The organism is Nostoc sp. S13, from assembly GCF_029379315.1.
Classification (GTDB): Bacteria; Cyanobacteriota; Cyanobacteriia; order Cyanobacteriales; family Nostocaceae; genus Nostoc.
Window position 1 is genome coordinate 26517 of record NZ_JAQYWQ010000036.1, and the last position, 26314, is coordinate 52830.

Here is a 26314-nt window from a genome sequence, read left to right on the forward strand (position 1 = left end):
CTCCCCATTCGTATCGAAACATTAAGGAATATTGCATTTCAACAGAAAGCTGAAGGTAAAGCGTCAAATCACCCGAAAGACCGTGATAGTATGCTCTCGGTAAATGTGAAGATTGGGAGAAAGACCTTTGACACTACGGGTTGCTGTTATTGGGTCAGGCCCTGCTGGTTCATCTGCCGCAGAAACGCTGGCAGCCTCTGGGATTGAAACCTACCTGTTTGAGCGGAAGCTAGACAATGCAAAGCCTTGTGGGGGTGCAATTCCCCTATGTATGGTAAGTGAGTTTGATCTACCACCAGAGATTATCGATCGCCGGGTACGGAAGATGAAAATGATTTCGCCTTCCAATCGCGAGGTTGATATCAATCTGGTAAAAGAAGATGAATATATAGGAATGTGCCGCCGGGAAGTGCTAGATGGCTTTTTGCGGGATCGGGCGGCAAAAGTAGGCGCAAATTTAATTAATGCCACTGTTCATAAACTTGATATACCCGGAAACAATACTGACCCTTATACCATCCATTACATTGACCATACAGATGGGATATCACAGGGTATTGCCAAAACCCTGAAGGTGGATCTAATTATTGGGGCGGATGGGGCTAATTCCCGCGTTGCTAAAGAAATGGACGCTGGAGATTATAATTATGCGATCGCCTTCCAAGAGCGGATTCGTTTACCCGAAGACAAAATGGCGTACTATAACGACCTCGCCGAAATGTATGTCGGTGATGACGTTTCTACCGATTTCTACGCTTGGGTTTTCCCCAAATATGACCACGTAGCTGTCGGTACTGGTACAATGCACATCAATAAGGCCAGCATCAAACAGTTACAAGCTGGTATCCGTGCCCGTGCTTCCGAGAAGCTAGCAGGCGGTAAAATCATCAAAGTCGAAGCCCACCCCATTCCTGAACATCCCCGTCCCCGTCGTGTTGTCGGTCGCATCGCTTTGGTGGGAGATGCTGCTGGTTACGTTACCAAGTCCTCTGGTGAAGGTATTTATTTTGCCGCTAAATCTGGGCGGATGTGTGCTGAAACCATTGTCGAAGCATCTAACAGTGGTAGCCGTATTCCTACAGAAAATGACCTGAAAGTTTATCTGAAACGTTGGGATAAAAGATACGGACTTACTTACAAGGTGCTGGACATTCTGCAAAGCGTGTTCTATCGTTCTGACGCTACCCGCGAGGCATTTGTGGAAATGTGCGATGACCTCGATGTGCAGCGATTGACATTCGATAGCTATCTATATAAGACGGTTGTCCCAGCTAATCCCATCACCCAACTGAAAATTACTGCCAAAACTATTGGTAGCCTAATTCGCGGTAATGCCCTTGCACCTTAACTGAGTGTGAAATACTGGGACTTGCAACAAATAAAAGCGATCGCTCTTTAGTTGAAAGGAGCGATCGCTTTTACTTATAATCCAGAATACAGCTTAAGCAGCAACAGGTTCCAACAATTTGATATCAGAGAAGACAAATTCCTGAATCGATATTTGTCCTGCTGTCTCGGTACGAATCTCCCGACGATTTAGGATGAAATAGTCACCAACTTTTTCATACTCATCCGTAAATTCGCTTCTACCGCCCTTTTGTTCCCCAGTTTTGGGGTCATGGTACACAGAGTCATAGCGGTGGGACAGGTAGCCTGACCCGGTGTCGTGACTGCTAAAGGTGTCAATTGTCACATAAGTACCGTGGATTAGACGGTGAACATGGCATACTTCATTGTTGCGAACTTTGTATTTATCGCCCTCAGCCTTACCACCAATTAAAAGCTCAACCGCACCAGTTTCGTCAGTTTTACCATACCTAAACGTATTGGCGCTGTGAGTGTCTTCAAAGCTACGGCGGATGCGGTGAATAGCTATCTCCCATGCTTGACCATGAATTGCCTGCTTGGCTGACTCGTCATCTACATCCAAAACTTCGGCTTTGAGATTGGCGTTGATGATAACTTTGCCTGTAAACAGTTGATTATCATGCTTAAAGGTAATATTTGCGGTATAACCGGGAAAATTCTTGTCCCAAGTATAGCGGTTCTCATAAGCAGCCCGGAAAAGTTCCTGAGCAGAGAGTTGTGTAACTGTCATGTGCTTCTCCTAGTCGCTACTGTAAATTAGCGTTTTAGTTTTCTTGGTATTAGCATAGAAGTAATTGTTGAGGCTTGGATAGTCCCCAACTGGGTACACTTATGGCTAATTCTCTCCACGCCGTATTTCATGCGATCGCCAATGTCCGAAATGAGCAAGAATTAAGACTAGCTCTCACAGACAAAATTGGTGAGCATTTTGGCGTCCAAAATTGGGGTATTTATTTCCTAAATGAGCAGTCAACCACTGAAATTGATGTTCAGGGTATTCCGGCAGTATGCTTAGAAAGCAATCCAGTCGGCCGTTACGTGGTTGAGCGTCATGCTCCCGCCCATGAGCAGTTATTCTTATCACCAGGAGACTGGAAACATTTTTGCTCACGTTCGGATCACGAACACGTAATGACTGGGCCAATTGTTTGCAATGGTCGTCTTGTCGGAACGTTTAACTTAGCTCGTGACAAGGGAAATCCGGCTTTTAATGGCAACGATTTAGCTGACTTGAGCGCCTTATGCGTTCATTTGTCAGCAAAAATGGCGACTCTACGGACGAAACCAAAAATATCCAATTCACTGATCGTAAATCCTCTAACAGCGCGTGAGTTAGAAATTGCCGAGTTGGTAGCGCAGGGGTTAACAAATGCGGAAATTGGGGAAAAACTTTGGATTACGCAAAATTCCGTCAAACAAGCCTTGAAAAGGATGTTTCGGAAGTTGAAGGTTTCGGCGCGTGCGGAAATGGTGGCAAAGCTGCAATATATAGAAGTTTCATAAAAAACTCCACCCACAAGGGGATGGAGTTTTTGGGCATGGGGAAGAAGTTACCTGTTTGCCCAATGCCCAATGCCCCAAGCGACGGGGCGACTATCCCTCTCCACCCACTCTTGGGTTGGAGTTTCCCGTCGCTTTCAATGAATCAGAGGTGAGAATTCAGAATTTAAAATTAGTGAATACTCTGCCCATAACTGACGCGATGTCTACGACGGGCTACGCCTACGCTCTATGTTCGAGCCAAAATGTGATAACTGGTAAGCTGTTGGTTTGAGTACAAAAGGGGAGGAAATTTATGGGGTATAATTTTGAAGCAATGCCTCCGGTGGTAACAGAGCTAAGTAGAAGTGCGGGCTACACCTACGCTGAACTTTACAAAAACGCCCTCCTCAACGACGTACTCCCATTTTGGGAAAAATATTCTCTCGACTGGGAGCAAGGCGGCTATTTCACCTGCCTCGATCGCCAGGGACAGGTTTATGATACAGACAAATTTATCTGGTTGCAAAACCGCCAGGTGTGGACTTTTTCCATGCTTTGCAACCAACTAGAAAAACGCGAAAACTGGCTAAAAATTGCCAGTAATGGCGCTAATTTTCTCGCCAAACATGGCAGAGATAGTGATGGTAACTGGTACTTTGCTCTCACCCGTGAAGGGAAACCACTGGTTCAACCTTACAATATCTTTTCTGATTGCTTTGCGGCGATGGCATTTAGTCAGTATGCACTCGCTGGGGGCGAAGAATGGGCAAAAGATGTGGCAATGCAGGCTTACAACAACGTATTACGCCGCAAGGACAACCCGAAGGGCAAATATAATAAAAACTATCCCGGCACACGCCCGATGAAATCATTGGCTGTACCGATGATTTTAGCCAACCTGACTCTAGAAATGGAATGGCTGCTGCCAAAGGAAACACTAGAGAATGTCCTAGCTGAGACTCAGGGCGAAGTGATGACCGATTTTCTCGACCAACAACGAGGATTAATGTACGAAAACGTTGCTCCTGACGGTTCCCACATTGATTGTTTTGAGGGACGGCTGATTAATCCAGGTCACGGTATCGAAGCTATGTGGTTCATCATGGACATCGCCCGTCGCAAAAATGATCCCAAAACTATTAACCAAGCCGTTGATGTGGTATTAAATATCCTGAATTTTGCTTGGGATAGCGAGTACGGCGGATTGTATTACTTTATGGATGCAGATGGTCATCCCCTACAACAATTGGAATGGGATCAAAAGCTGTGGTGGGTTCACTTAGAGGCTTTGGTTGCATTAGCGATGGGCTATCGCCTGACTGGGCGTGAGGTGTGTTGGGAATGGTATCAAAAAATGCACGATTACACCTGGTCACATTTTGCTGATTCAGAGTACGGTGAGTGGTTTGGCTATCTTAATCGGCGTGGGGAAGTATTGTTGAATCTAAAAGGCGGCAAATGGAAAGGATGTTTTCACGTACCGCGTGCATTGTATCTTTGCTGGCAGCAGTTTGAGGCGTTAAGTTTGTAGTAGCAGCCCTCTTAATAATGAGTACAAATACTACTTAATTTTTTGTTTAATAAAAGCCACAACCTGAGTTAGTTGTTTCTTCAAGCCATCAATTTCTGCTTGCATTGTAACCATTTTCTCGTTCAATGCCTTAATTTCGGCGTTGGAAGCTCCTGCGACGCTAGGGGTTGCAGGAGCTGCATTGGCTACACTAGGAGTTGCGTTGTTTGCCGCCGTAGGCATCGCTGGATTGGCTACACTAGGGGCTACTGCCGTAGCATTAGCCACACTAGGAGTTGTAAATGTGCTATTTTTGACAGCAGTTGCTGCTCCGACTGCGACTAGTTCTGGGCGTGGCAGTTTCGCCTTACTCATAGCTAACTTAATTGCACTAATTAGTTGCTTCTGATCAAAAGGCTTGCCCAGAAATTCAAAATATTCAAATGGTTCTGTAATTTTCTCCGTAACTTCTTCCTTGCGACCAGACATGATCACCAAAGGAATTTTTCTTAACTCTGGGTTGGCTTGAACTTGCTGGAAAACCTCCCAGCCACTCATTTTAGGCAACAGAAAATCCAGCATAATCAGGCTGAGTTTTTCCTGAAGGATGAAATTTAATCCTTCCAAACCGTCTTTTGCTTCCAGTACCTCAAAATTGCCCGGAGGCAACATTTCTCGTACTTTTACCCTGACAACTGTAGTGTCATCGATAACTAAAATTTTGTTACTTGCCACGACTCTTTTCTCTAACAGAAACTTTAAGTGTAAATAGCGACTTTGCCGATTGTCCTTGAGAATTCTCCCACTATATACAAAATTTCTGGAAATTGGGGGATAGTATATTTCGGTATAAATAACATTCCTAGAGGTGTTTTGCAAAACTTTTGCTGGCGCTCTTTTCAATTTGTGTCATGGTGATATTTAAGGCTTTAGCCTTGATCTAGGGCATAAGGGACATGGAGACTTCATTAAGAGCATTCCTGCTCCCTGTGTCTATTCTTATCTATCATTTGTTAATTGACAGACCAGTACTCTATATCCGTATCTTGCCTAGATGTCTATGATTTCGTCACAACAAGCCGAACTAAAGTCTGAAATTACGGCAATGCCTAGCTGGTTACGTCGCCCGATTGGCAAAGCCAGTGAAATCTCTACCGTACAACGCATTATTAAGCAGCGCCAAATTCACACGATTTGCGAAGAAGGCCGCTGTCCCAACCGGGGAGAGTGCTATGCCCAAAAAACTGCAACTTTTTTACTAATGGGGCCTACATGTACACGCTCTTGTGCTTTCTGTCAAGTAGATAAAGGTCATGCACCAATGCCCCTTGATTTAGAGGAACCCCAAAAGGTAGCCGAGGCGGTGCAGCTTTTGGGATTGCATTATGTGGTGCTGACTTCCGTAGCCCGTGATGACTTGCCCGATCAGGGTGCAGGGCACTTTGTGAAGACGATCGCGACTATCCGCCAGTTGAACCCAGAGACTCAAATTGAAGTGCTGACCCCAGACTTTTGGGGTGGTGCTGGTGTTGGGGAGTCAGGTCAACGCCAGCGCCTAGCGATGATTGTGAAAGCCAAACCAGCTTGTTTTAATCACAATATCGAGACAGTGCAACGGTTAACTGGGCCAGTGCGTCGGGGAGCCAAGTACGATCGCTCGCTCTTGGTGCTGGCTATGGTCAAAGAAATCGATTCGACAATTCCCACCAAATCAGGTTTGATGCTGGGACATGGAGAAACACTTAATGAAATTGTGGAAGCAATGGCTGATCTCAGGGCTGTGGGGTGCGATCGCTTGACTATCGGGCAGTATATGCGTCCTTCTCTAGAACATCTGGCAGTCCAAAAATATTGGACTCCAGAGGAATTTGATCAACTCGGCAGATTAGCATGGGAAATGGGATTCAATCATGTTCGTTCTGGGCCTCTGGTTCGCAGTTCTTATCATGCTGGAGAGGAGGGAGTGGGGAGTAAGAATTTTAGATTTTAGATTTTGGATTTTAGATTGAAATTTAATGCAAAAGACGCTTGTAGACTCGCTCTCCGTGGCGCTATCGTCAATCCAAAATCGTCAATCCCTTCTCCCAAGGGGAGACGCTACGCGAACGGCTTGGTGCAGTCGCTCATGGGGGAAACCCCCTGTTCCCGCGCTGCTTCACCAAAATCCAAAATTGAATTGCCCAATGCCCAATTCCCAAGTTCACACAAATATTCTTAAAGAATTTGAATATTTGGTACAGCAGTTTGGTATTTCTTAAAAAGTCCTGACATTAGGAGAATCGCATTATGACTGCTAAAGCTAAGAATTCCCCAGTTGCCGACAGTGGAGCTAAACCTCCCTACGCCTTTCGCACAGGTTGGGCACTGTTCTTGTTAGCTATCAATTTCTTGGTCGCAGCCTACTATTTCCACATTATTCAATAGTTAGAAGTGGAGTGGTGCTGCTCAAATCGTCCCTTTGAATAAACCTTTGGGACGAATGAGCAGCACCAAAATCATGATCAACAGTGCTACACCTTGTTTATACTGTGAACCCAGCCAAGGAGTGCTGATTTCTTGGACGATGCCAATAATAAAAGCTGCTGCGATCGCACCGTAGGGGTTGCCAATCCCACCAAGTATGACTGAGGCAAATAATGGTAAAATTAGAAACCATCCCATATTCGGGCGTACGGCTGTAATCAACCCATACATACTGCCGCCTAATGACGTAAGAGTGCCAGCAATTAGCCAAGTCCAGAAAATTACTCGGTCAACATTAATACCTGAAACCCTAGCTAAGTCTAGATCGTCAGCAACTGCTCGCATCGCCTTACCAATTTTGGTATTTTGCAACAGGTAATGCAGCGCCAAAATTGCTAGCATCGCCAACCCCAATACCAATAATTGATTTTGCGGCACCTTTAAACCCAAAACATCTAAAGCCGGGGTAATAGGTAAATCGTAATTTTGGTTCTTGCCACCCCAAATAAAAATAATCCCATTGCGGAGAAATAAGGCAAGTCCGATAGAAATAATAATCAGCGTAGTGGAAGTAGCACGCATAGAGCGCATTCTTGACCACAGCAATTTTTCCGATAACAGCATTGCTGCTACTGTTCCCACCGCCGCCAGGAGCATCGACAGCCAAATATTGACTCCAATAGAGTTGATTAGCCAAGTCAAATAGGCTCCTAAAGTTAGAAAGTCACCATGAGCAAAGTTAGATAGCCGTAAAATTCCATAGGTAAGAGTAAGTCCGACTGCGGCTAGAGCAATAATGCTCCCGACCGCAATCCCATTAACGATTAGTTGGGCGAATTGTGTATCCATAAGTCTTAAGTTGCTTTAAAAAATTTTAGTTCAGTGATTCATAAAATAATTTTTTTGGTTTAGCAGCTAAACTCGACATCATAAGTTATGGTTGATAACAACATAACTTATGGTTTATAAATTAAAATCATGGTTTATAAATAAATAAAGAATTGTCAGCTAATATACATAGAATCCTGTTCGGATTTTTATGTAAAGCTAAATTTGTTCAACGGTCTAGTTGACCATGCAGCAGTATTCAAGCTTACCAGACCAGAACTCACAGATAGATGCAACGCCAAAAGTTTTGACAACAATTGAGCAACTTCGTACACAGCTGTGGTTGGAGAGCAGCTTGAACCAGTTGCAAAGTCGCCTTAATGATTGCCTGCTTTCTGCTTGTAAAACTGTCCCACAGGCAGAAGTCGCACAAGCGGAAGTTTTCCAAACTGTGCTTGACGAGATTAACAGTGCTGTTCACAGCAGTAATCTGGCGCTTACAGATTCTGCTGTAGGTATCGTTCTGTTTGAACCACAAGAAACTATTGCCACAGTTTGCTATGTTTCTCCTTCTCCATCCGCAAACTCACAACCTTTATTTCTAGAAGTGCTGACAGCAGAAAAAAAGCTGCTGTTGAGATTGCAAGAGGTTATAGAAGTCGAAGATTTGCAACAGCTTGAGAATCAACAGCCACCGAGCGCTTGGCCATTAGCTGATGATTCTGGCAGTGTCATGGGCTGGCTAATTATCGCCACAACGCCCCTAAACTGCGATCGGGAGTCGCTGATAGAATCACAGGCTCAACTCAGATCACAATTGATGGCAAGGTCTGCCATGCACTGTACGACAGCCTTGCGACAACTTAGGCACATCCTATCTTGGCAGCAACGGTATGAACACTTAAGTAGCTCTAATCAAGAATTGGAGCGCACCAATCAACTAAAAAATCAGTTTCTGGCAAATACTAGTCACGAAATTCGCACACCGCTTAGTTCTATAATGCTGTCTAGCAACCTGCTTTTAGCCCCAGGGTACGAACCAACTAGAGAACGCCAGCAAGAGTATTTAAATATCATTCAGTCTAGCGGCAAGCACTTGCTAGCTCTAATTAATGATATTTTGGATCTCTCTAAAATTGAAGCAAATCAGCTGGATGTGCACTGGGAAACAATAGATGTGAGGCTGTTGTGTATCAATGTTTTGGCGCTGGTGAAAGAGAAAGCCGCTAATAAAGGTTTGAGACTGTACGTAGAAATTCACCCTAATATTACAACCCTAGTAGCCGACTCCTTACGACTCAAGCAAATGCTGTTGAATTTACTCTTCAATGCCCTAAAGTTTACCAGTAAAGGAAGTGTTGGCATAGAGGTTGCTCCTAAAGGTGAATTTGGGCATTTTACAGTTTGGGATACTGGCACTGGCATTTCCCAAGAAGACCAAGCTCTACTGTTTCAACCCTATTTCCAAATTGCCAAGGCTGTAGCTGATGGTGTTGAAGGTACTGGTTTGGGTTTAGTAGTGACTCGGAAACTCGCCCAAATTCAGGGTGGTTCTGTGAAAGTGGAATCGGAAGTAGATAAAGGCTCCCGTTTTACCCTCGTACTTCCCCTGAAGCAAGAGGCGGGAGTGGTGGGAGATGAGGGAGTAGAGGAAGCAAAATTTTCCTCATCTCCTCTGCCTTTCACCCCTAGTTCCTGTGTAAACATTTTGCTGGTAGAAAATGACTTACCCAACGCTCATTTGATGCAAATTTATCTACATAAGTTGGGATATCAGGTGACTTGGGCCAAGAATGCTAGTCAGATGTGGGCTGCTCTAACACAATTAGACCCAGCAGTGATTTTAATGGATGTCTACCTCGCAGATGGAAATGGTCTTGAGTTGGTGCAACAACTGCGAGAAAATCCGCAATATGCAGCGATTCCGATAATTATCCAAACAGCAATGGCGATGAAAGGCGATCGCGAAATTTGTTTAGCATCTGGAGTAAATGACTATATTTCTAAACCGATTGATTTAATACTTTTAGCCAGTCTGGTGGCTAAATACAGCATAGCGCCAACCTAAAGCGAAATTTGTTCAGTCGGCGGAGTGTCAAACAGTATGTATAATATCGTTAATTTTAAAAAACAACATAGGCGAACTATATTATCATTTTAATCAGCCAGCAGGAATACATTTAACAATCTGCTATGAACTACTTTTTTCAAGAAGCTGATGTTCATGCTATTACGTAAATTTTTTGCCATTACCACAATGACTCTGTTAGCTTCCAGCATCATCTATGCTAAGGATGCATCTGAGTCAATTGCTACTGCTCCTTTACCAGCCAATTTGGATGGGATATGGAACTATACAAACAGCTTTATAGGAAGTCCTTGCTATGTACAAGGTGGTTGCACAATCCAGATTACAGGCAATGCAGGTAAATATATTTTACCTAGTGGCAATACTTCCCTATTTCTGATTGATGTTTATTCGACTCCTAATCGCGGCAAGCCAGTCATTACTATTGTTCAGACTGCACAGCCAGGAACGCCAATTACTTATAATGCCGCTCTTATCGGTAGATTAAATGACCCTCAAACGATTACTGGGTTTTTAATAGATGTTGATAATGACCGAGGTACATTTACATTGAAAAAGCAATAAATTTCTGATGATTGGTGTTGTTGCCCGAATGAGTAGAAATGGTAAATCTCTGTCAGGAATTTTTGGTTGAAAAGCCGAGGTTTCTTTCCTAGAAAACGGTGTTGCTTGATTTTGCGGCTGTTGATTGACTTCTGCTGAGTTTTTCTGTTGTCACTGCTGCTGTTTTTATTAGAATGGAATTTGCAGGGTGCTATGGGGCTTTAACAGGATTTGCCAATTATGCTGACAGAAAAATTTGAGCAATTAAAAAGCTTATTTAAAGAAATGGAGCAGGCGTTGATTGCCTACTCTGGAGGCGTTGACAGCACTTTGGTTGCCAAAATTGCTTTTGATGTGTTGGGCGATCGCGCTTTGGCTGTCACTGCTGTTTCTCCTTCGCTATTACCAGAAGAATTGGAAGACGCCAAAATTCAAGCTGCAACGATTGGGATTCCTCATAAAATCGTCCAGACTTACGAGATGGAAAATCCCAATTACACCTCTAACCCTGTTAATCGCTGTTATTTTTGTAAAAGTGAGTTGCACGATACTCTCAAACCTTTAGCCTTAGAGTTGGGTTATCCCTATGTAGTGGATGGGGTGAATGCCGATGATTTGCATGATTATCGCCCAGGAATTCAGGCGGCTAAGGAAAGAGGAGCGCGATCGCCTTTAGCAGAAGTCGGTGTCACCAAAGTTGAAGTTCGCCAAATTTCGCAACAACTCGGTTTACCTTGGTGGGATAAACCTGCTCAACCTTGCCTCAGTTCCCGGTTTCCCTACGGTGAAGAAATTACTGTCGCTAAGTTGCAACGAGTCGGTAGAGGAGAAATTTTTCTGCGTAAACTAGGTTGGCAGAATTTGCGGGTGCGTTCAGAAGGGGATACAGCACGCATTGAATTACCAGCAGAACAAATTAAAGAGTTTGTATTAATTACGGATTTACAAACATTAGTTTCGGCATTTCAAGATTTTGGATTTATCTACGTAACCTTAGATTTGGAAGGTTATCGCAGTGGTAAGTTAAATCAGGTTTTGAATCGAGAACCTTTGGGCGCTAAACTATAGCATTTTCCTGGACTGTAGACACGGTTGTGTTGTTTTCATCTACCTCACTTGTCTTCGCCAACTGCATCAGTGTCTCATACCAATCGGTAATCGGCAGATCGGCAGGTGCTGTTAGCTCTTGATAAACGTGTTGGCAGAGTTCTCGAAAAGCCCGGTAGCGCTCTTGACGCCAATGCTTAGTGAGTTCGCCCAGAGATGCCTCATTAAGATTTCCTAGAGCATAATTGCGGTCAAAGCCATGTTGCATTGGCACGACTGTCCCATCTGCTTCGATAATTAGGGGCGATATGAGGTCAGCAAAGCTATAGTCTTGCTCATTTATTAGGGATTTGTCTGCAAAAAAGCTATCGGGATTTGAACGCAGCAAATCTTGGTGAGTTAAATCAATCTGAATAAACAGCTTGTGACCAAGGGCTTCTCGCAGACGCGTGGCTTTTAGGTAAGCATAGGATAAAATGCTCGGATTGGGTCTATATCCGACGAGGCTTTGACTAGCGTGTCCAACTTCCGCAAGTGGATGAATCTGCAATAATTTCGCCCCTTGCTCCAAGGCGAAGTTCGCAACCCAGTCTAACTCTCGAAAATTTTGTTTTGTGAGTGTAAAAATAAACCCGAATGGGATACCTGATTGGCGAACCCCTTCCAGTCGAGCCGCCATTTTTTCAAAAGCTTGCTCTGAAGAACGCATACGGTTATGGGAGGCTGGCATTCCATCAAGACTAATGGCGAGTACATCAACCGCTCCAGTCAGCTGCTCTAAGTGTCGCTCGTCCAAGAGTATACCGTTGGAAGTAACTGTTGTCCGCATCTTGCATTGATGAGCCTGTTTTAGCAGTTCGGGCAGAGGTTTGTAGACAAGGGGTTCTCCTCCTGAAAAGCTGGCAATGGTATACCCTTGTTCACTTGCATCGGTAATTGTTTGTAAAAGGAGTGGGACACTGAGTTGGTCACGCTCCTCCGGGCTGGAAGAAGAGTAACAATGGAGACAGCGCAGATTGCACCGTCTGGATGGGTGGATTTGCAGAATGCGGTTAAACTTTCCAGTAGGTGTCATATGCTTACTAACTCCAATTACTCTTTCTGATCTAAAACTCTATAGAAGCTTTGCAAAAGTACCGTTTGCAATAGACCTCTTGCAAAAATAATTCATGGTATAATGATAAATTTTAAAATTTGCGCTCCGTTTGAATCAGACATACCAATGAGGTAATAAAAGTTCTCTGCATCGATTTGGATGTGCATTTTTAACAAAATTTTTAATCATACCACAAAATAATTTTGCAAGAGGTCTAATGGTTAAGAGAACGATTAAAGGGTAAGGATAAAAAGGAAAATTCCATCGCTACCCCTCTTCCCTGACTTCTGGAACAAGTCTTAGAATCCTAACCCCTGCTGAGGGATAGCTATAGGAGGGATAGCTATAGAGATATCTAGCCCTTTCTTGAGGATATAAATGGCGGGAACCCCATTAGGAAAAGGCTTTAAGATGGAGTATGAGTAAGAAGGTAATCCTCCTCCTTTCAACTCTTCTAGTTCTTCTGGGGTCAGATCGATAAACAATTCGTCGCCTTGAATGTCTTGTCCTTCCAGACGGTTTTCCATGATATTCTCCTCTGTTTTTACACTAAGTGCGTAGACATCGCTGATTTCTGTGAGCGATCTGCACAGGTTTAATTTCATTCCTCTCTGAGGAACTTACGCAAATTTACTATTGAATTTATAAATATTTATATTTACAGGCACTATTTGGCAGCCTATCTACGCAATTTCAGAATTCACTAACTTATGGTGATGCGTTCGCCTCTGGCGATGGCTTCGCCAACGCTCCAAGTTTCGGCAAAGCGATCGCTCAATTCTAACGCTGAGTCAGCTTGTATTCTATCTGCTGTAGTGCCGATCGCCACACATCATATCCCTCTTGAGACAGGTGCAACCCATCTGTGGTCAACTCTGGACGCAAATTACCTTCCATATCCGTAAACCAGCTATAAATATTTAGATAATTAGCGCCTTCTTTTTTGGCAATAATGGTTAATTGTATGTTGATGTGACGAATGCGGTTATTGGAAACCTTTGGTAGGCGAGTAGGCAAAATTGATTCCACAATGATTTGAGCTTGTGGGTGAGTCTGCCGTAGGCGGCGGATAATTCGGCGATAATTACGCAAAATTGTTTCATCACTAGCGCCTTTTCGTAAGTCGTTAATCCCAGCCATGATGTAAATTACATTTGGCCGCGTTGCCGAAAATGCCCCTAATCTTTTTAAAACACCACTGGAAGTATCTCCAGATATGCCTTGATTCAGCCACAATTTCCCAGCAGGCAGTTTTTCTCTAGGAAACCACATGCTTAAAGAATCACCAACTAAGATACTTAGATGATTTGTACCTTGACCTTGAGCGATCGCTCTAGCTTCTAAAGCTAATAAACTTTTCCAGTCGTCATAAGTTAATTGACGTTTCTTGATCGACTCCCACAAAGATTGCAAATTATCACTATCGACGCGTGTATAAATCTGACCTGTTTTCAGAGCCGCCAATCTTTGGTAGTAAAGTTGATTGCCGGATGTCAGTGAGAGACTAGCTGCTTGACCGGTGGAGTTAAGTACTGACTCTGTTGGCGCTGGTAATTCCTGACTGCCGGTTTCTGCTAAGGAGATATCAACGCTCTTGACATTCTTCTCACCTACTGTTAGCTGCGAACTTTTTAGGGGTTGCAACACTTGGCCGCTGAGTTCTGGTAAGGAGAGATCAACGCTCTTGATAATTTTTGTACTGACTATTGTCTGCGAACCCTGTCTTAAATCCCACAGGAATCGAGAATTTTCTGGCAGGACAATCGACAGATGTGGAAGAGCCGATGCCGGTATTGCCAATCCTGTTAACAAACCTGCTGCCAACAGATAAGGGTCCTTCATCGTTTTGTCTCTCCTCTACTCACTGCTTTTCCCTATGACAGCATTAGTTGCCTTTATTCAGGAAAATTTTACTTCTCTTAAGTTATTATTCTTATTTACGCTGTGTAGTTCTGTAAAGGGTGTTCACAATATTATATTTGACAATTTACGATCTCTTTAAAGTACGGTTTTATCAGTGGTATACTAGTCTGGTTTATGAGAATACTTCTACTGAAAGCACTGTTGTCATCAGCCGACTACTTTCCCTAACTCAGTTGTCACAAATATTGCAAGTGTTTGCAATCTCAGCGATTACTGAGTGATTTTTGAGTATCTCAGGACAGAGGTTTTTGCTTTTGATGTTGCTAATATTAAGAAATAACCATTTGATTTTAGGTTTCCAGATTTCAGTAAATTGTGGCGATCGCATGAGAGTTTGCTAGACCAAGCCGTTTCTCTACGAACGCGAATAGCGTAGCTTGCTTGTATTGCAGGAGTACACGTCTACGCTTTTTAATTTCTCATCTGAAATTGAGCGGTGCAAAGGCATCACTTATCAAATATGGGATTAGTCAGATTAAAGATTCGAGAACTAGCACCATAGAAAGGATGGACGCTAAAAAACTTTCTCACCGTTCTGGGGTAATTTACAGCACAGTTAGAAGTTATCAGTGTCGTCTCAAAATGACAACAGTTGACTTTACTGCCATTCACAAATTAGCTCACACCTTTGATGTGACGATTGAAGACTTAGTAGAAATTCTAGAGGAATAGGCAAAACTTTAACTGTTAAGAATATTAATATCATACGATGTGTGTCCTCAATCAGCAAGTATCCAGTTTGCCATACTGAGAAGAAAGAGAACTCACTCAAAAAAGAGCTTAGACCCCCAATCAAAAATGTTTAGGAGAACTCTAGAGTCATCTATAGCACTACTAGACACTATACCCCTTATGCTGGGACGAAAAAAGTTAAATTTATTTTCATCTACAAGTAAACTCTTACATTTGATGCAATGATTGAGGGTTTGATATAGATTGCCCAGCGCTGAGAACCGTTGTTGTCTATATACCTAATTTAAAATTTATGTTTACTCGTTGAAGTATGAGTTGAAACACATTTAAATTAAGTTTTAACTCTAGAGAATAACCTCATTAGAAGTGCTAATATTTAGGCTGAATCATTAGTGTTTTTCTTTTATTCCGTGGCTAGAGCTAGTACAGCGATTGGTGTCAGTCCCATTATTAAGGAGATTGTGCAAAAACAGGCACATTCGACGCGTTTAACCCTGAAAGAAGTTATTCTTATGGGGATGTTAGCGATTGATCACCTTGATGATCAAGGTCGTCAACAGCTAGCGGATCAAGTTCATCAAATGCAGGTGAATGGAGAAATTTAATTGAGTCGTTATGAGTTATGAGTTATAAATCTTAACTCATAACTTCTGACTCTTTGCTTAATTTGTTTATTGGCTAAATCGATAACGACTTACCATTAAATAATCCTGATTAATTTCAAAAGATATCCATCGGCGTTGCAGCGATCGGATCTACGATAAATGGATACTGCTGTATTACTTGTTTAAAATTTCTTCGTCACAGCAAAATACTTTCTTCATTACACAGAAATTGACGGCAGTTGTAGGTTACTTGAGTAAAAAGTAATGTACCTCCTACTATCTTAGCTATGCGCGATTCCATAGATAATTTGTTAATTTATCGAACAGAATTCAGGAGTCAAGAGTCAGAATTCAGTTGGGTATTCTGTACGACTGGTGGATGAATAATCGGCGTTTTTGCACCCTCACCAAATTTTCTTGTTTTGTGGTCTTCAATCAGTCGCGGGTCTGAATCCCCGACTGATAGCGTCACGCTTTCTCGTGTCCGCGAGCGTCTTGATTCTGACTCCTGAATTCTGACTTCTGAATTCTTCTTCAAACACCATTGATTAAGATGATATTTGTTCATCTATCATTGTTGTGAGAGCTGAAATACGTAGAATTGTTGGTGATGATTTTAAAAGGATGATTGTGGATGTTGGATTACCCTGCGGGAAGAAAGCTACGTTCCTCAACCCAACATACTAGCTGACAAAAAGTCACAGATTAGCTATAAAATAAAGAGAAATCAATCAAAGTGGGTGTTTATGGCAACCCAACTCGGTGAAGCTAAATCTTCAACAGAACTGGTAATATCTTGGGAGGCATTGCCCGCAGATTTTCACCTAGAGGATGAACCAGTGGAAAATACAGGTCAGCCACTATTGGCTGGTGCTTTGCGCGAAAGCCTTGAGATAAGTGGTTTCATCCAACCGCAGATGTTGATAGCCTCGAATTTTGGACTTTGTGCGACGATAAACGGGCAATTTATTGCTAAAGCACCCGACTGGGTTTATGTGCCATCGGTAAATCAGATTTTAGGAGAACGCAAAAGCTATACACCCAATTTAGAGGGTGATATTCCGGCAATTGTGATGGAATTTCTATCTGACACTGAGGGTGGAGAATACTCTTTTAAGCGAACCTATCCACCAGGAAAATGGTTTTTTTATGAGCAGATTCTTCAAGTTCCAATTTACCTGATTTTTGACCCAAATGGCGGTTTGTTAGAATTTTACCAACTCGAAAACAGGCGCTATGAGTTAAAGCAACCTGATGAAAATGGTCGTCATTGGATTAATTCAATGGGTTTATTTCTGGGAAGTTGGCGAGGAACAAAAGAAGCTAGAACTGGTTACTGGTTACGCTGGTGGGATAAGGCAGGTAATTTGTTACTTTGGGCAGTGGAACAAATTGAACAGGAACGTCAGCAAAAAGAACGGCTAATTGCCTATTTACAATCTCAAGGTATTGATCCAAATAATTTGCAATAGCATATATAGAAAAATTTTTCAAGTATTTCAGTTGACTAAGTTTAAGCAAAGAATTGCTGGGGTGCGTAGCTAACCGCCGTAGGCATTACTAAAACCAATTCAGAAGCAGAATTAGCTGGGTTAATCGGTGATGAATTCAGAAATTTAAGCACGGGTGAAAAAGCTACTCGAAGAGAAAAAAGTAAAAGAGGAAAAAAATAGCGTTTTTGATGAATCAAAAAACAAAATTATTCGTCACTTAAACTATTAATTCCCGACCTATTTCTACTGGAGGATGATTTATGTCATCACAACTGCTGCGATTTATATCTTTGGGCGGTCTTGGCTTATCTTTGTGTCTGGGCAATTCAGCAGCAATGGCACAATATGATTCTAGTGGCGATGGTGTAGTAGTACCAACAGTACCATCAGGTGGGACATCAGAACCAGTCCCAATAGATACATCAACAGGTATACCAACTTCACCCTCGGCTGACGGTACAACTCGGTTTAGCTGTCAGACTTACAATGGTCAGTACACCGTTATGTATCAGCCACAAAGTCAATCAGGACAATTCTTTCCTTGGGCGGCGCCTGCGGCCTTGGGCGGTGGTTGGGATGCACAAAGGCGTTGTGCAGCAATTGCCAGTCGTTTAGAACTTTATCGCCCAGATGGCTTACAAGAACTCCAGACAGCTGTAGAAAATAACGAAAATATTGTCTGCGTCACAACTCAAGCTAACCCAACCTGTAGAATTGTGCTGACAGTACCGCGTGGGAAAGATCCCTATGTTATCCGCAATAGCGTTTTTCAAAACTTGACTACTGCTGACAGTGGACAACAGACTATAGCCGTTAACACTTATGGCGATCGCAGTAGTGGAGGCAACGAATTATATAATTTAGGACGCACACTTCTGGGCAGTGGTAATAATCGGGTTAGTTCATCTAGAAATGGGATTAATTTGAAACCTTTCCTCGATCGCCAAGATGGCGGTACTGGAAACAATTTGCGGAGGGGAGTAGCAATTCGTCGTCAGTCTCAGCCTAACGGTGCTCGTCTAAATCCTGGTAATTTCCGCTAATTGATTAAAACAGTTCAGTTAAGAAGAATTATAGGGTGGGCAAACAGCCTACCCTAATTTTCATTGGACTAAGATTTTGCACCAATTTCAATAAGTATAGGACTTATGTACGAGTGACGGAACAATCAAACCGCAGAGGCACAGAGAAGCCAGTGCGTTGCGGTGAATCCAGGGCTGTAGGCGGGTTTCCCGCCGTAGACGACTGGTGTTAGCGTAGCGGTAGCGCTTTATGCGCTAGACTAAACTAGCGCCCAATAGGTTGAATAATTTTTGGCAAAACTAAAACAAGTCTATGAATTTGCCTCAAAAAGCGTTTAAATTACTCAATGGCTATTTTCTTTTCAGATTTTTTTGAAGTTTCACCCGACTTAATTGAGGAATATGGAGCTTTCAATATATCGCTCATCAACGATCTACCCTTATTCGTAGATCCATTTTTGCTATTTAACAGTGAAAACCCAACCTATAAAGAGCTTCACGAAGATATCATTCGCTATATGCGTTTTTTGAAGGAAATGTCTTTGTCAAGTGCGATTAATCCGCATTTAGTAGATGCCTGGTTTACATTCCCTGAAGTTAAGCAAAACTGGCTTGGATTCAGTGAAAAAGGCAATGAAGGTCATGGACTCGGAAAAGATTTTGCTAAGGCTCTGAACAAAAACTTAAATTCTGTATTTAAAAGTTTTGGCGAAGAGACAATTACGCGCAGTAGCCATTTAGAAAAATTATGCCTTGTTCGTGAAGGTGTAGGGCGTGATAACATCAGTGACTTTACAACTAACCTAATAAAAAATTTTCTTGCTACATACACTCAAGAATTTGTATTAAATAATTTATCTAAAAGTCAAATTAAGTCGATAACAATAAACAAGGTAAAATTTAATTATAATACCCGTACTTGGACTTCTGCAAATTTTCAATTGCCATACATTAACGGTGATTATGTTCTTCTTACTCCCAAAGATATCTTAACGAAATATGAGTCATGGATTAATAGACCAGAACTTTTAGAGCGTTTTTAAGAAATTGCTGGTGGATTACCGAATGGAGTCTTGCGTGCTCAAGTCAATGAGTATCTTTTGCGTGTTATTCCTACGGGTTCAAAAGCAAAAAAAAAGGAGATTCAAGATGCTATCACTTTAGCAGTAGATAAATTTCCAGAGGTTATTGATCATTACATTCGACTTAAGGAAGAGCAAGGCGATAAAGCAGCCTCTATTGCAGAAGAACGTGTTGCAGAGGTAAAAGCTCTTTTTGTTGAACAAATTGGTCAACTGGTGAATGAGTACCTAAAGCCAAGTGGGTTTTATCAAAGTCCAGGAAACACATATTTTGAGGTAAAAAAGCGAATATTATTGATTAAAGATGTAATTGAAAATAAAGGCGGCTATCGGTTTTTTTATATTAATAAAAAACCTCTTAGACGGGAAGTAGACCTTAAAATTATCTATCGTTTAATGTGGTTTTCCAATCCTTATGATGTAATTAAAGAGGTAAATGATGGACGTGAAACTATCGATTTCAAGGTGTTAACTGACAAGGGAGAGAAGACATTAGTTGAATTTAAGCTTGGGAAGAATTCACAATTAGAAAGTAATCTAGCCAAGCGATGTGAAATCTATGATAAGTCTAGCGACTCAACACATCCTTCATTGAAGGTAATATTGTATTTTTCAGAAGATGAACTTGCCAAAATCAACCGGATTTTGGAACGTCTACACCTTAAAGATTCACCGCATATCATACTGATTGATGCTTGTGATGATAATAAGCCATCTGATCACTTATCCAATTTCCAATTTGGTAATGGGTTAATCAATGGTGACGCTGTAAACGCTGGGAAAATTGGCGACGACATTTGGAATATTCACATGGGGCAGCAGATGGCTTCAGACAATTCAGCCCAATCACAGAGTCAACGACAGCGATCGCTCTCTGAAAGAGATTCACTCGAAAAAACATACAAGCTCCAAAGCCAGAAAGTTACAAAGATGCGAATAGCGTTAGTGATTGAGACTGATGAATCTCGCAAGTTTCAATATCAACACCAGCTTCAGGCAGAGGAACGCGCGCTAAAGGAACTTGCTGACAAGTTGGATGCAATTGAACAACAGTTGCAAGCGACTGATGTTCCTCGGACTAAAGAGGAAGATCACTAAGAACAAAGTATCTCTTAAGTTCCTATTAATAAATCATCTCCTAAGACTTTAAATTTAAGCAATATAGATAAAAAGGATTTACGAGATGTGTTACTTAGTGCTTTTCCGCAGGAGGCTGATTTAGAGATTATGCTGAAAGATAAATTAGAAATTGTGTTAAACAGAATTGTAAGTGGCAATAATTATACAATAGTTATGTGAAATCTTATAAACTGGTTTGAAGCTCTTTGTCCAGCTACTTAAAGCTATTTTTGTAGGGCGGGCAATGTTTACCGATACCGAACATCTTGATTTGATGCTTATGCAGTGCCCAACTGGCTCCTCTACGGTTATGGTAACTTTAAAAAATTACGAATTACATTTGTTGTTTTAACCTTTTGCTAGCTGTTTCTTAATCTAGCTGGGATAGTTTGAGGATGCCCAATTAAGAACTAATACCAAAAAGTTATGTAGCTGTCTTCTGACAACCTGTAAAAACAAGAGTTTGGAAGGCAAATTTTATATTACCCATGTTGATATTGTGTTCATCGCAGGTCTTGGCGTAGCCATCGATCTAACTGCAAAGTGGATATTTGCAGTTAACGGTCTTTGACTGGCAATAAAAATGCTATTTACACTCGAAGTTTTCCACACTTCGGATTTTGAATCTGGCCTTGACGCTGCCAGTATTAGCCCTGAGACTTCTGATGCTGTTCGTTTCTCAGCATTACTAAATCGATTACGGACTAATTATCGATACTGACAAAATTGGGAGTTACAGCTAAATCAACTCATTTTTTCAGCCTCAAATATCCGCTCATCTTTACCCACTCTGAATCTACCCCATAACTAACTTATGGTAACTACTAGTACAATCCGCTTTTCCCAATTTAATCCTTCCTTAAACCACAGCACTCAGGCAGGTAAAACCATTCCTAATGTGGGATTCCAGGAGCAGACTACCTTCGTTACTGGCTTTATTCCCTCTGGTGCGGCGGGAACGGTGAATGGGCTACAGACTCCATTGGGTGGACTTTCTGGTGTCACATATGATGCTGTCAATAACCGCTACTATGCGATCTCAGACGATCGCTCCCAAGTTGCCCCCGCCCGCTTTTATACCTTCACTACCGATACCGGGGTGACTTTTACCAATGTCACACCCTTGAAAGATATCAATGGCAACTTCTTTGCACTCAATAGTCTCGACCCAGAAGGCATTGCTTTAACTAACAATGGCACAGTCTTCATCTCTTCAGAGGGCGAAGTTAATCCTAGTGCAGGTCGCGTTACCAATCCCTTTATTAAAGAATTTTCCTTAGCAACAGGGCAAGAAGTGCGTAGGCGTAGCCAGCCGCAGGCATCGCTACTTGTCCCCAGCAAGTTTCTACCAGTAGTTCAAGATACCAACGGCAATGGTATTATAGATGCAGGTGATACGCAGACATCAGGCGTTTATAATAACTTAGCATTTGAAAGCCTCACGATTACACCTGACCAGAAAACCCTATTCACCGCTACTGAAAACGCGCTATCCCAAGATGGATTAATCGCTTCACTCACCAGTGGTAGCCCTTCTCGAATTCTGCAATACAATCTGGTTACTGGACAGCCAGAAAAGGAATATCTTTATATTACTGATGCGTTGGCGCAGCCCCCCGTAGGGATTGCCCAAGCGCCTAACCCTAGCACAGGCTCAAGTAACAATGGTTTGACAGATTTACTCGCAATAGATAATCGGGGAACCTTCTTAGCGTTGGAACGCTCTTTTTCTGTGGGTGTAGGCAATACCATCAAAATCTACGAAGTTTCTCTACAAGGTGCAACGGACATTAGCACCATTGACTCACTCAGCAGTTTGAGTGCTGAACAACTAGCAGCGATAAAACCTGCTCAAAAGCGTCTACTGTTGAATTTAAATGACCTAAATCTGCCTACTGACACCAATCACCCCACAGGAGTAGATAACATTGAGGGTATTACCTTCGGTCCCAAACTAGCAGATGGTCGTCAGTCCATTGTGCTGGTGAGTGACAACAACTTTGGTAATACCCAATATACCCAAATCCTCACCTTGGGCGCAGACTTGGTTCCCACTGCTGCACCCACAGTAGAAACCCGTCCCGATTTATTTGATGATCCAGCACTTCCCACATCTCAACGTGCAGATGCTGATGATCCTGCCATCTATGTTAATGCCACAAAGGCTGCCGATAGCCTAGTACTAACCTCAGTGAAAAATGCTGGACTGCGGGTTTATGACTTGTCTGGTAATTTGTTGCAAACAGTTAATCCTGGTGGTATTCGCTACAACAATATTGATCTGCAATACGGTTTTAAATTAGGCAATCAATCGATGGATATTGCCGTAGCTAGCGATCGCGGCAATGATAAACTAGCAATCTTCAAAATTAACCCCAACCCCACCACCCCCGGACAATACTTGGAAGATATCACCGATAGCAATATTGGTACTATCTTCCAAGCATCACCTTTTGAACCTCCCTATTCCGCATCAACTCGTAGTTCTTACGGAGTTACCTTATACCGTAGCCCCGTAACTAATGATTACTATGTCTTTACCAGTCGCCGAGAAACTGGAGATATAGCTCAGTTCAAATTGATTGACAAAGGTAATGGCAAAATTGGAACTGAACTGGTGCGGGAGTTCACCATCCCCTCACCCATCACAGAAGGGCGTTCTCCCCAAACAGAGGGTATGGTGGTTGACCAAGAAACCGGCTTTCTCTACATAGCCCAAGAAGATGTCGGCATCTGGAAATTCCAGGCAGAACCGGACGGTGGTACAACAGGCAAACTGATTGATCGCGTTCGTTTTGAGGGTGGTTCTCACCTCACCGATGACGCAGAAGGGTTGACTATTTATTACGGCAAAAACGGCACAGGCTACCTGCTAGCATCCAGCCAAGGCGATAGCACCTTTGTTGCCTACACTCGTGAAGGTAACAACGAATATGTGGGTAACTTTGCTATTGGTAACAATGGGTCAATTGACAGCGTGCAAGAGTCAGACGGTGCAGATGTAATTAACGTGCCACTGGGGCCTAATTTCCCATTTGGTTTATTTGTCACTCAAGATGGCTCCAATGAATCTGCCAAGACAATCGATGGCGAAAATGTCAACTCTAACTTTAAGCTGGTGCCTTGGGAGAATATAGCCAATGCCTTGCCCAATTCTCTGCATATCGACCCCACTGGTTACTATCCCCGCAATCCTGTTGCCCGGATAAACCTAACTAGTTTTGGTTCTAGCAATAGCAATACTGTCAATCTTCAGCCAGGACAATTCTTTTGTGCAGGTGACGGAGCAGACTTTATAGAAGCTACTAAAAATAACACAATCCTGGCTGGAAACGGTGATGATACAGTGCTTGTAGGCAGTGACTCCTCAGTATCCGGGAATGACGGTAACGATCAAATATTTATTGGTCAAAACGGCCCGGCTCAAAATACTAGTGCTGATGGTGGCAATGGTGATGATGTTATTACCGTGGTGGAAGCTAGTGCTAGTAATAATTTGTTTGGGGCGGCAGGTGATGATACTCTCACAGTAATTGAAGGTTCTCGTCAATCATTATTCGGTGGCTCAGGCAATGATACCCTTAGCAGTGGCGGTAGCAATAACCGTCTCTACGGTGGTTCTGGCGATGACAAACTCTTCTCTAATGTTAATGATTCGCTATTTGGTGGCGATGGTGATGATCTGCTATTTGCCGGTCAAGGAGGTGACAATCGCCTGAGTGGTGGTGCTGGTGATGACCAAGTTACCCTAGTTGAAGCCAATGGTAATAACAATCTATTTGGGGCAGCAGGGAATGATACTTTGACAGTAGTTGAAGGTACTCGTCAACTGTCCTTCGGTGGCTCCGGTAACGACACTCTCAAGAGTCAAGGTAGTAATAACCGTCTCTACGGTGGTTCTGGTGATGACAAACTCTTCTCCAATGTCAATGATTCGCTGTTTGGTGGCGATGGTGATGATGTGCTATTTGCTAGTGAACAGGGCGGTAATCGCTTGACTGGTGGTGCTGGTGCTGACCAATTCTGGATTGCTAACGCCAGTTTGCCAGCTAGCAAGAACATTATTACTGACTTTGCGATCGGGATTGATCAAATCGGGCTGGGTGGTATTAGTGTTACTCAGTTTAGTGGGCTAACACTATTGCAAAAAGGTAGTGATACTTTGGTAAAAACCGGAAATACTGAGTTAGCTTCATTGCTCTTAATTAGATCAACTAGCCTCACGGCAAATGACTTCACTTTCTCTACTAGTGTCATTGATTAGTGTAAAGTACAACTTGCTTTTTGAAGGTGGGTAAAATGTAGAAAATCATCACCGATTTTCTACATTTTAGCTTTGAGTTCTGCTTTTAGGCAGTACGTGTCTTCAAGGATAGAGGTCTCAGCCTCTGGGATTTAGGAAAGAATAGAAGGATAGTCAAAAATATTTACCTTCCTCCAACGCTAATTGCTTTAGCCTTAATACTTGGGAAGTTTTTGTTGACATCATTATCTACATCACGCCAGTGAACGCTTTTATCTTGATCAATGGAATAGGAAGCACTTGATGTAGTTGGGTCGGCAGCAATTCCTAAACGCCTCTCGCTGAAAATATCCCAGCGGCTAGATTCTGGTGCCCAACGTGCCCAAACATCATTCTGCTGAATTGCCCAAAGACGATTATCTCCTCCAACGCTAATTGCTTTAGCGTTAACACCTGGGAAGTTTTTGTTGACATTATTATCTACATCACGCCAGTGAACGCTTCCATCCGGATCGATGTAATAGGAAGCACTTGATGTAGTTGGGTCGGCAGCAATTGCTAAACGGGTTTCACTGAAAATATCCCACCGAGTATATTCTGGTGCCCAACGTGCCCAAACACCATTCTCCTGAATTGCCCAAAGACGATTAGCTCCTCCAACGCTAATTGCCTTAGCCTTAATACCTGGGAAGTCTTTGTTGACATTATTATCTACATCACGCCAGTGAACGCTTCCATCCGGATCGATGTAATAGGAAGCACTTGATGTAGTTGGGTCGGCAGCAATTGCTAAACGGGTTTCACTGAAAATATCCCACCGAGTATATTCTGGTGCCCAACGTGCCCAAACACCATTCTCCTGAATTGCCCAAAGACGATTAGCTCCTCCAACGCTAATTGCCTTAGCCTTAATACCTGGGAAGTCTTTGTTGACATTATTATCTACATCACGCCAGTGAACGCTTCCATCCGGATCGATGTAATAGGAAGCACTTGATGTAGTTGGGTCGGCAGCAATTGCTAAACGGGTTTCACTGAAAATATCCCAGCGGCTATATTCTGGTGCCCAACGTGTCCAAACACCATTCTCTTGAATCGCCCAAAGTCTTCCAGACGGAGAGTTGCTCATATTAAAACTTGTGGTAGATTTGATTTGTTACAGACAGCTAATAGGCTGTCGAAAACATCCTGGCAAAAAGAAAAAGGAATGGCAACAAAAAAAAGAATTTGTTATAAAAGTTTACATGGTGTACTTAAGTATCGGCAATCACAAATATCCTGTAATAGTGGCTCAAGCAACGACACCCTCAAAAAAGTCGGCTTCTACCTATCCCTTTAAGGGGTGGTCAGGATAGCCACCCATCGACATTGATAAAATCGGGCTGGGCGGGATTGGCGTCACTCAGTTTAGTGCTTTAACACTATTGCAACAGGGTAGTGACACTATCGTGAAAACCGGAAATACAGAGTTAGCTTCATTGCTCTTAATTACTTCAACTAGCCTGACTGCAAATGACTAAAGTTGTTCAATCACTATTTCAATTAGCCTACGGATAGTTTGAAGTAGCTTTACTCAATTTATGGGGCGATAGTTACTTCCTTGAACAGGTCATCCACGCCGCAAAACACGGCTGTGATCAAGTCTTCCATAAATAATAGACATCTGGTGAAATTAAATATGCGTTATCTAGAACCCTTGTAGAGACGC

27 protein-coding genes are annotated in these 26314 nt (G+C 42.6%); 18 read left to right on the top strand and 9 right to left on the bottom strand.

Going from position 1 to position 26314, the window contains the following annotated elements:
* Window positions 1–127 precede the first annotated feature (127 nt).
* Window positions 128–1348 carry a geranylgeranyl reductase gene (chlP, locus tag PUQ00_RS13675; protein ID WP_300417166.1) on the top strand — a complete coding sequence of 407 codons (1221 nt, stop codon included), beginning with the start codon at window positions 128–130 and terminating at the stop codon, window positions 1346–1348.
* Between the two features lie 93 nt (window positions 1349–1441).
* Here chlP and PUQ00_RS13680 read toward each other — a convergent pair whose 3' ends face one another.
* Window positions 1442–2098, bottom strand: coding sequence for a DUF3386 domain-containing protein (locus tag PUQ00_RS13680; RefSeq protein WP_300417169.1), 657 nt, complete (start codon window positions 2096–2098; stop codon window positions 1442–1444).
* 101 nt (window positions 2099–2199) lie between these two features.
* Between PUQ00_RS13680 and PUQ00_RS13685 the strand changes: the two genes are divergently transcribed.
* From PUQ00_RS13685 to PUQ00_RS13695, 3 genes are read left to right on the top strand one after another with little or no spacing between them, the layout of a single operon-like run.
* Complete coding sequence (locus tag PUQ00_RS13685) at window positions 2200–2871, top strand: LuxR C-terminal-related transcriptional regulator (RefSeq protein ID WP_300417172.1); 672 nt, start codon at window positions 2200–2202, stop codon at window positions 2869–2871.
* A gap of 55 nt (window positions 2872–2926) precedes the next feature.
* Window positions 2927–3142, top strand: coding sequence for a hypothetical protein (locus tag PUQ00_RS13690; RefSeq protein WP_300417174.1), 216 nt, complete (start codon window positions 2927–2929; stop codon window positions 3140–3142).
* 42 nt (window positions 3143–3184) lie between these two features.
* Entirely contained in the window at window positions 3185–4381 is a 1197-nt protein-coding gene (locus tag PUQ00_RS13695; RefSeq protein WP_300417234.1) for an AGE family epimerase/isomerase, read from the top strand.
* A gap of 30 nt (window positions 4382–4411) precedes the next feature.
* Here the strand turns inward: PUQ00_RS13695 and PUQ00_RS13700 are convergent, their stop codons facing one another.
* Entirely contained in the window at window positions 4412–5095 is a 684-nt protein-coding gene (locus PUQ00_RS13700) for a response regulator (protein ID WP_300417177.1), read from the bottom strand.
* Window positions 5096–5420: 325 nt separating this feature from the next.
* Between PUQ00_RS13700 and lipA the strand changes: the two genes are divergently transcribed.
* Genes lipA through PUQ00_RS13715 form a run of 3 tightly spaced genes read left to right on the top strand, consistent with a single transcriptional unit; the run spans window position 5421 to window position 6784 of the window.
* Window positions 5421–6350 carry a lipoyl synthase gene (gene lipA, locus PUQ00_RS13705; protein ID WP_300417180.1) on the top strand — a complete coding sequence of 310 codons (930 nt, stop codon included), beginning with the start codon at window positions 5421–5423 and terminating at the stop codon, window positions 6348–6350.
* Window positions 6351–6375: 25 nt separating this feature from the next.
* Entirely contained in the window at window positions 6376–6618 is a 243-nt protein-coding gene (locus PUQ00_RS13710; protein ID WP_300417183.1) for a hypothetical protein, read from the top strand.
* 28 nt (window positions 6619–6646) lie between these two features.
* Complete coding sequence (locus tag PUQ00_RS13715) at window positions 6647–6784, top strand: photosystem I protein PsaX (protein WP_292825478.1); 138 nt, start codon at window positions 6647–6649, stop codon at window positions 6782–6784.
* Window positions 6785–6805: 21 nt separating this feature from the next.
* On the opposite strand, the gene PUQ00_RS13720 is transcribed toward PUQ00_RS13715, so the two are convergent.
* Window positions 6806–7672, bottom strand: a complete 867-nt coding sequence (locus PUQ00_RS13720; RefSeq protein WP_300417187.1) for a branched-chain amino acid ABC transporter permease — start codon at window positions 7670–7672, stop codon at window positions 6806–6808.
* Window positions 7673–7898: 226 nt separating this feature from the next.
* Between PUQ00_RS13720 and hrmK the strand changes: the two genes are divergently transcribed.
* The 3 genes from hrmK to larE all read left to right on the top strand — a co-directional run bounded on the left by hrmK (window position 7899) and on the right by larE (window position 11351).
* Window positions 7899–9719, top strand: coding sequence for a hybrid histidine kinase/response regulator HrmK (gene hrmK / locus PUQ00_RS13725; RefSeq protein WP_300417190.1), 1821 nt, complete (start codon window positions 7899–7901; stop codon window positions 9717–9719).
* Window positions 9720–9875: 156 nt separating this feature from the next.
* Complete coding sequence (locus PUQ00_RS13730) at window positions 9876–10304, top strand: hypothetical protein (protein WP_300417193.1); 429 nt, start codon at window positions 9876–9878, stop codon at window positions 10302–10304.
* 219 nt (window positions 10305–10523) lie between these two features.
* Entirely contained in the window at window positions 10524–11351 is an 828-nt protein-coding gene (larE, locus tag PUQ00_RS13735; RefSeq protein ID WP_300417196.1) for an ATP-dependent sacrificial sulfur transferase LarE, read from the top strand.
* Here larE and PUQ00_RS13740 read toward each other — a convergent pair.
* From PUQ00_RS13740 to PUQ00_RS13755, 4 genes are all read right to left on the bottom strand, one after another.
* A complete protein-coding gene (locus PUQ00_RS13740; RefSeq protein ID WP_300417199.1) occupies window positions 11341–12405 on the bottom strand; it encodes a radical SAM protein in 1065 nt (354 codons plus the stop codon). The two genes, larE and PUQ00_RS13740, sit on opposite strands and share 11 nt — an antisense overlap.
* Before the next feature lie 320 nt (window positions 12406–12725).
* Window positions 12726–13031: a hypothetical protein gene (locus tag PUQ00_RS13745; protein WP_300417201.1), complete on the bottom strand. Its 306-nt coding sequence runs from the start codon at window positions 13029–13031 to the stop codon at window positions 12726–12728.
* A gap of 98 nt (window positions 13032–13129) precedes the next feature.
* Complete coding sequence (locus PUQ00_RS13750) at window positions 13130–13255, bottom strand: hypothetical protein (protein ID WP_300417204.1); 126 nt, start codon at window positions 13253–13255, stop codon at window positions 13130–13132.
* A complete protein-coding gene (locus PUQ00_RS13755) occupies window positions 13207–14268 on the bottom strand; it encodes an SGNH/GDSL hydrolase family protein (RefSeq protein WP_300417207.1) in 1062 nt (353 codons plus the stop codon). The genes PUQ00_RS13750 and PUQ00_RS13755 overlap by 49 nt, the downstream gene beginning before the upstream one ends.
* Window positions 14269–14856: 588 nt before the next feature.
* Between PUQ00_RS13755 and PUQ00_RS13760 the strand changes: the two genes are divergently transcribed.
* Both PUQ00_RS13760 and PUQ00_RS13765 read left to right on the top strand, forming a co-directional pair.
* A complete protein-coding gene (locus PUQ00_RS13760) occupies window positions 14857–15021 on the top strand; it encodes a helix-turn-helix domain-containing protein (RefSeq protein WP_334740047.1) in 165 nt (54 codons plus the stop codon).
* Window positions 15022–15434: 413 nt separating this feature from the next.
* On the top strand, window positions 15435–15647 hold the full coding sequence (locus PUQ00_RS13765) for a hypothetical protein (protein ID WP_300417210.1): 213 nt from the start codon (window positions 15435–15437) through the stop codon (window positions 15645–15647).
* 337 nt (window positions 15648–15984) lie between these two features.
* Here PUQ00_RS13765 and PUQ00_RS13770 read toward each other — a convergent pair whose 3' ends face one another.
* Window positions 15985–16185 carry a hypothetical protein gene (locus PUQ00_RS13770; protein WP_300417213.1) on the bottom strand — a complete coding sequence of 67 codons (201 nt, stop codon included), beginning with the start codon at window positions 16183–16185 and terminating at the stop codon, window positions 15985–15987.
* 208 nt (window positions 16186–16393) lie between these two features.
* Here PUQ00_RS13770 and PUQ00_RS13775 point away from each other — a divergent pair, with 208 nt between their 5' ends.
* From PUQ00_RS13775 to PUQ00_RS13795, 6 genes are all read left to right on the top strand, one after another.
* The gene (locus tag PUQ00_RS13775) at window positions 16394–17119 is read left to right on the top strand and encodes a Uma2 family endonuclease (protein WP_300417216.1); all 726 of its coding nucleotides are present in this window, start codon (window positions 16394–16396) and stop codon (window positions 17117–17119) included.
* A gap of 281 nt (window positions 17120–17400) precedes the next feature.
* Window positions 17401–18183, top strand: coding sequence for a COP23 domain-containing protein (locus tag PUQ00_RS13780; protein ID WP_300417219.1), 783 nt, complete (start codon window positions 17401–17403; stop codon window positions 18181–18183).
* Between the two features lie 326 nt (window positions 18184–18509).
* Complete coding sequence (locus PUQ00_RS13785) at window positions 18510–19205, top strand: hypothetical protein (RefSeq protein ID WP_300417221.1); 696 nt, start codon at window positions 18510–18512, stop codon at window positions 19203–19205.
* A gap of 30 nt (window positions 19206–19235) precedes the next feature.
* Window positions 19236–20342 carry a hypothetical protein gene (locus PUQ00_RS13790; protein ID WP_300417224.1) on the top strand — a complete coding sequence of 369 codons (1107 nt, stop codon included), beginning with the start codon at window positions 19236–19238 and terminating at the stop codon, window positions 20340–20342.
* Window positions 20343–20405: 63 nt separating this feature from the next.
* Window positions 20406–20543, top strand: coding sequence for a hypothetical protein (locus PUQ00_RS32820; RefSeq protein ID WP_366145960.1), 138 nt, complete (start codon window positions 20406–20408; stop codon window positions 20541–20543).
* Window positions 20544–21261: 718 nt separating this feature from the next.
* On the top strand, window positions 21262–24627 hold the full coding sequence (locus PUQ00_RS13795; RefSeq protein WP_300417236.1) for a phytase: 3366 nt from the start codon (window positions 21262–21264) through the stop codon (window positions 24625–24627).
* Between the two features lie 163 nt (window positions 24628–24790).
* Here PUQ00_RS13795 and PUQ00_RS13800 read toward each other — a convergent pair whose 3' ends face one another.
* On the bottom strand, window positions 24791–25735 hold the full coding sequence (locus PUQ00_RS13800) for a hypothetical protein (RefSeq protein WP_300417226.1): 945 nt from the start codon (window positions 25733–25735) through the stop codon (window positions 24791–24793).
* Window positions 25736–26314 lie beyond the last annotated feature (579 nt).